General features: G+C 75.7%; 3 protein-coding genes. All 3 read left to right on the forward strand.

From position 1 onward, the window contains the following. Window positions 1–82 precede the first annotated feature (82 nt). The 3 genes from L0B03_RS14860 to L0B03_RS14870 are packed head-to-tail and all read left to right on the forward strand — an operon-like array spanning window position 83 to window position 3,902. Complete coding sequence (locus L0B03_RS14860) at window positions 83–859, forward strand: ABC transporter ATP-binding protein (RefSeq protein ID WP_250447174.1); 777 nt, start codon at window positions 83–85, stop codon at window positions 857–859. After that, window positions 859–3,702, forward strand: a complete 2,844-nt coding sequence (locus tag L0B03_RS14865; RefSeq protein ID WP_250447168.1) for an ABC transporter permease — start codon at window positions 859–861, stop codon at window positions 3,700–3,702. Before L0B03_RS14860 ends, L0B03_RS14865 begins: the two co-directional genes overlap by 1 nt. Then, entirely contained in the window at window positions 3,699–3,902 is a 204-nt protein-coding gene (locus tag L0B03_RS14870) for a hypothetical protein (protein WP_250447171.1), read from the forward strand. The genes L0B03_RS14865 and L0B03_RS14870 overlap by 4 nt, the downstream gene beginning before the upstream one ends. Window positions 3,903–4,003 lie beyond the last annotated feature (101 nt).

Here is a 4,003-nt window from a genome sequence, read left to right on the forward strand (position 1 = left end):
AGGGCCCGACGGCCGACGTCACCTCGGGCCCGCCCGCGGTGGGCGTGGGGCGGGCCCTGCGGTGAGCTCCCCCGGCACCGGCCTGGGACCCGTCCTGCTCCGTCTGGTCCAGGTCTCCCGGACCCACGGCGAGGGTGACCTCGCGGTCCACGCCCTGCAGGGCGTGGACCTCGACGTGCGCGTGGGGGAGCTCGTCGCGGTGATGGGCCCTTCGGGCTCGGGCAAGTCGACCCTGCTCAACCTGGCTGGTGGCCTGGACACCCCGACCGGGGGCACCGTGACCCTGGCGGGGGCCGAGCTCTCTGCCCTGGACCTCAAGGGCCGCGCGCGTCTGCGTCGCCGCAGCGTGGGCTACGTGTTCCAGGACTTCAACCTCGTGCCGGCCCTGACCGCCGCCGAGAACGTCTCCCTCCCGCGTGAGCTGGACGGCGTCCGGCAGCGTGAGGCGCAGGTCGAGGCCCTCGCCGCCCTCGAGGAGGTGGGTGTCGCCGAGCTCGCCGACCGCTTCCCGGACGAGATGTCCGGCGGCCAGCAGCAGCGCGTCGCGATCGCCCGTGCCCTCGCCGGCCCCCGCAGCCTGGTGCTGGCCGACGAGCCCACAGGGGCGTTGGACTCGGTCACGGGCGAGGAGGTCATGCGCGTGCTGCGGTCTCGGGTCGACGCAGGGGCCGGTGGCCTGCTCGTGACCCACGAGGCCCGCTTCGCCGCCTGGGCCGACCGCACGGTGTTCCTGCGGGACGGGGTCGTCGTCGACTCGACGGGGGACCGTGGCGGTCCCGGCTCGCTGCTGGTCGGTGCGGGGTCCGACGGCCTCGGGTCCGGCCGCCGGTCGAGCGGTCCGACCGACCAGGACGGCTGATGGGCCGTCGCCTCGCGGCACTGCGGGCGACCGCTCGGATCGCCCGTCGACAGGCCGCCCGCTCCCGGGGGCGGACCGCCCTCGTCGCCATCATGGTGGCCCTTCCCGTGGTCGCCGCCGTGGTGATCGACGTCCTGGTGCGCTCCTCGGTCCCCACCGGGCCCACCTACGCCCGGTACGCCCTCGGCGAGGAGCTCCAGGCCCGGGTGACCTACGTGTGCCCGGGGGAGGTCCACCAGGTCCCGCACGTGGGCCTGGGGGGCGTCAGCTGCGGCTGGTCGGAGGAGGGGGACCCCCAGGTCCCCGAGGAGCCCGCAGAGGTGCAGGAGCGGATCGAGGCGGTCGTGGGCCCCGCGGTCACGGTGATCCCCGCGCTGCAGACCCCGGTCCGGGTCGACGGACCCACGCGCAGCGAGCGCATGCTGCACCTCGCCGAGGTGGACCTCGGTGCCCCGGGGGTGGCGAGCGCCTACCCCCTCGAGAGCGGCGCCCTCCCGCGTACCAGGGGTGAGGTGGTCCTCGCCCCGTGGCTCGCCGAGACCCTCGACGTCCTCCCGGGGGACGGCCTGGTCGTCACCGGTCCCTCGGGGCAGGAGGTCGACGTCGAGCTCGTGGGCGTGCTCGACCGGACCGTCCCCGCGACGGACCTCCTCGGGCTGACGGGGGTCCTCGGCCGGGCCGAGGACCGCCTGGACGGTCAGGAGCGGACCGACGGGCTGACCGACCTGGACGGGGCCGACAGGTTCGTCGGCCTGGACCGTGCGGAGTGGCTGGTCGCCGGGCCGACGCCGATCACGTGGGACATGGTGCTCGAGCTCAACGCGGTCGGGCTGCAGGTCGCGAGCCGCGAGGTGCTGCTCGCCCCGCCTGCGGTCGAGGGGGTGGGGGACCCCACGGAGGGACAGGCCGAGGCGCGGACCCTTGCTTTTGGGGCCGCGGTGGTCGGTGCCGGTCTCCTCGAGGCAGTCCTCCTCATCGGTCCCGCCTTCGCGGTGGGTGCCCGGCGGCAGACCAGGGCCCTGGCCCTGGTCGCGGCCCAGGGCGGCGAACGCCGCGACCTGCGCCGGGTGGTGCTGTGGGGCGCGGTGGTCATCGGTGTCGGGGCCTCGGTGGGGGCTGCCGCGCTGGGCGTGACGGTCGGTGCGCTGCTCGTCACCGCGGTCCCCGCCACCGCCTCCTCCTTCCCCAACCTCGTGGTCCCGTGGCTCGAGGTCGCGAGCTTCGTGCTGATCGGCGTCCTGATCGCCGTGGCGGCGGCCTGGTTGCCTGCCCGGACCGCGGCCCGGGTGGACGTCGTCGCCGCCCTGGCCGGGCGGCGTTCGGAGGCCCGTCCGCGGCGCGCGGTGCCCCTGGTCGGGATCGTCCTGCTCGGAGCAGGGGTCGCGACCTCCCTGGCCGGGGCGGTCCGCAGCGAGCCCGTGCTCGCGACACTCGGCGTGCTGCTCCTCATGGTGGGGATGGTCGCGGCCTCGGGGGCGATCGTCACCCTGATCGGTGGCCTGGCTCGGTGGGCCCCGCTCGCGCCACGCCTCGCGATGCGCGACGCGGCCCGTCAGCGGGGACGCACCGCCCCCGCCCTGGCCGCGGTGATCGCCGCCGTCGCGGGTGCCACCGCCGGCCTGGTCTACGTGGCCTCGGAGGCCCAGCGTGACGAGCTGCTCTACTCCCCGGTGGCGGAGGTGGGCGTCATCCAGGTGGGGCTGCCCTCCGAGGAGGAGGACGAGGACACCCGGGCGGGGCTACTGACCAGCGCCGAGGAGGTCCTCGAGTCCTCGGTCGACCTCGAGGCGATCGCCCCGGTGAGCATGCTGGTGCCCACCGACCAGGAGATCGACCCCCTGACCGGCCTGGGGGCCGACCTCTGGATCTACCCCGAGGTCCCCGTCGAGAAGCAGTGCCCCGTGTGGCTGCTGGACCGGGCCCCCACCGACGCCGAGCTCGCCGAGGCCGCGGCGGACCCGCGGTGCCAGGAGCGCCCCGAGTACTCCTCGGGGGGCGTCTGGGCCACGACCTCGTGGTCCTCGGGGGTGATCATGGACGACGGCGCAGCGGTCGCCGTCCTCGGCCTGCCGGAGGCCGAGGAGGCTGCGGCTGCCCTGGCCCGGGGGGAGGCCCTGGTCCACGACGAGCGGGCCCTGCGCCCGGACGGCACGGTGGAGCTCGCCGCCACGGTCCAGGACGCGCAGGGCTCGCAGCTCGCCTCTCTGGTCCTCGAGCGCCCCGCTCGGGTGACCGGGTGGTCCAACTTCCTCTACCAGCTCGTCCTGCCGCCCGAGAGCATCGAGGCGCTGGACGGCGAGGCGAAGGCTCAGCCCGTCGGGCTGGTCGCACGCCCGGCCGTCGAGCTCGACGGCCCCGAGGTAGAGGCGCTGCGCGCCGCCCTCGAGGCCGTCCACCCTTCGATGGTCCTCGAGGTCGAGAGCCCGTACGAGCACCGCGACACGACCCTGTCGCTCCTGATCCTGGCGGTCCTGGGTGTGGTCGGTCTCGGCGCGACCTGGTCGGCGGTCGGGCTCGCGGCCGCCGAGTCCCGGGCCGACCTCGCGACCCTCGCTGCCGTGGGCGCTGCTCCCCGCACGCGCAGGCTGGTCGCCGGGGCCCAGGCCGGGGTCATCGCGGTGACCGGCACGGTGCTCGGGGTCCTCGTCGGGACCATGCTCGGCGGGGTGTTCGTCGAGCTGCAGACCGCGGCCTGGAGCACTCTGCCCGACCGGACCTGGCAGCTGGTCATGCCGTGGTCCGGTCTCGTCACGGTCCTCCTGGGTCTGCCGACCTTCGCGATACTCGGCACAGCCCTGACCACGCGCTCGCGCCTCTCCCTCGTCCGGCGGATCCCGTCATGAGCGCCGAGCCGACCCGCCGGTCCGCGGGCACGAGCACGCCCCCCGCCCCGTCGAGTCCGGCACCCGAGCAGGAGTCCCTGGACCGGGAGCTGCGGCGGATGGAGGTCATCCACCGCCGCGAGATCCTCGCCGCCCGCGGGGCACGTCGTCCCGCACCCCTGGGCACGGCCGAGCTTCGTGCGCCACGATGGAGGGCATGAGCCCGACGACGCCCGACCTCCGCACCGCTGCACCGCCGCTGCTCGACGTCCCCCGCACCGCCCTGGTCACCGGGGCCGGCCGGGGCATCGGCCGGGGCCTG

It is taken from the genome of Actinotalea sp. C106 (assembly GCF_023630195.1).
Classification (GTDB): domain Bacteria; phylum Actinomycetota; class Actinomycetes; order Actinomycetales; family Cellulomonadaceae; genus Actinotalea.

Excerpts from the sequence above, each read along its gene's own strand:
- L0B03_RS14865 (WP_250447168.1), top strand. The coding sequence starts at position 859 with ATGGGCCGTCGCCTCGCGGCACTGCGGGCGACCGCTCGGATCGCCCGT.
- L0B03_RS14870 (WP_250447171.1), top strand. The coding sequence starts at position 3,699 with ATGAGCGCCGAGCCGACCCGCCGGTCCGCGGGCACGAGCACGCCCCCC.